Origin of the sequence: Bradyrhizobium sp. 179 (assembly GCF_023073535.1) — a bacterium.
In the GTDB taxonomy this organism is placed as follows: domain Bacteria; phylum Pseudomonadota; class Alphaproteobacteria; order Rhizobiales; family Xanthobacteraceae; genus Bradyrhizobium.
The window spans coordinates 1-1,729 of sequence record NZ_JADPJR010000158.1; the positions used below are offsets into that span (position 1 = coordinate 1).

Annotated in this window: 2 protein-coding genes and 1 pseudogene; 2 read left to right on the top strand and 1 reads right to left on the bottom strand. The window is 55.6% G+C overall.

What is annotated here, in order from left to right:
- Together IVB12_RS36505 and IVB12_RS36510 are read left to right on the top strand one after the other, a co-directional pair.
- Positions 1-184, top strand: a 184-nt coding sequence (locus IVB12_RS36505) for a transposase (protein WP_247295629.1), incomplete at its 5' end; no start/stop codon positions are given.
- A gap of 235 nt (positions 185-419) precedes the next feature.
- Positions 420-611 carry a hypothetical protein gene (locus IVB12_RS36510; protein ID WP_247307616.1) on the top strand — a complete coding sequence of 64 codons (192 nt, stop codon included), beginning with the start codon at positions 420-422 and terminating at the stop codon, positions 609-611.
- Between the two features lie 975 nt (positions 612-1,586).
- Here IVB12_RS36510 and IVB12_RS38560 read toward each other — a convergent pair.
- Positions 1,587-1,729: pseudogene (locus tag IVB12_RS38560) on the bottom strand (IS21-like element helper ATPase IstB); the annotation flags it as partial.

Consider the following 1,729-nt stretch of genomic DNA (forward strand, 5'->3'; position numbering starts at 1 on the left):
CTCGCGCCGGCTCCGCAAGAAAATCGAGATGTTGTTCGCGCACCTCAAGCGCATTCTCAAGCTCGACCGTTTGCGTTTACGAGGTCCAAACGGCGCGCGCGACGAGTTCATCCTCGCAGCCACCGCCCAAAACCTTCGAAAGATGGCCAAGCTGATCCCGATGCCCACCCCGACGCTCGCATAGGGTCAGTAAGAGCAGTTCCGGCCACGTCGCGACGGAGCTATTACAACGAAATACTGCCGGCCTTTTTCAACGGAATCGGCCAGAAGCGGACTAGTTTAATGCTCTGCATTTCGAGGTTGCAGCGCCAGCGGACCTTCAGGCCGATATGATCTAACCGCAAAGGAAGACAGACTCGACTTCGCCACGCGCTTTCCAATAGGCTCCTGCTTTCCAATCATAACTAGCGGGGAGCGAAATGGCTGAAAGAATCGATGTCGCGGTTACCGGCAAATCGCAGTTTGAAGTCGCCTACGACATGGCGAGATACATACTAATCAATATGGAAGGTCGTCAGGTGAAGAGCATAAAGCGGCAAGAGCTCTTGCATTTGGTAGCTGACTGCATCGAGACCTTGCGCGGCATCAAGGTCAGGGAGATTATCAGCTAAAGGCTTGCACTCCTGCAGCGACCGTCCACCCGCATTTCGCAAAATTTCGTGGGCGGGCCTTGGAGAGCGCTTTCGGTCGAAACAGCTATGGGCCACAAGCTGACCGGCGACGGGCCCCCAAACGCTTATGCTCAATCAGGATTTCGAGTAGTCGTTCGCAAGCAACGAACGTGCTTCCCGTCGAGTTCGCAGCGACGATACCAATGAGCATGAAATTCTGGACTGGAGGAAGCCGCCCAAGCGCAGCGGCGAAGCAAGCAAATGCGATTCCTGACCCAGCCGCAGCGATCAAAGAAGCCCTTATCACAATCGGCACGATCCGCGCCAAGCCTGCATCGGCCATAAGAGACAGCCAAGAAACAAGAAAACTAAAGACATACGCCAAAAAGGCGCCCTCGGCAGGATCACTAGCCGCGGCCGACGCGCCATCGCTAACGATTGCCCAAAGTAGGGACCAAGCGCACCGAAAATTCGGCCGAAAATGAGATAGACCCAACCTCTCTTCATTTCCAAACCTGCTGCATCAACTAGCTCGAAGTCTAGCCTTTCATTGGTTGCATCAGAATTCTAATGCTATCGTGAGTTGGTATTCGTTTATCGAGCATAAGATTTGCCGCGCGGCTGCTGACCGTGAGTCCGCGAAGTCTGCAATGGGGTCATAAGCCGGCTTGCCGGTACTGTCCGCCCCCCGTTTCGCTTGCGACCGGAGAGCCGGCGTCCACGCGCTCAAGGCGAAAGACAGCTAAGGGCCAATAACTGTCCTCGCTCCTTCAGTTAGGCTCGTCAGCTTCGGGCAAAAAGCAAGAGATGGGCCGTCGATGGAAAAGCTCTAGCTTCCGTACGTTGGCCACGCATACATGAGCCAAATGCCTGGTAGCGGCAGAGTGACCATGAAGGATCGATAGAACAACTGCGTTGGAGTTGCCTGGTCATGGCCGAAAAGCGCACGGAAGAACACGAGAAACAGCAGGATTGTCAATCGGCTTCCAACTTTGACCCCTCATCGGCGTCCAATTTTGACCCCTTCGCGCGGCGGGTTTTGCTGGTAGCGCTCGTCTCGTCGGAGCTGGCCGGGATAGCGGAGGCGAGACGAGCGCGGGTGGCGTGATCGTCGAGAC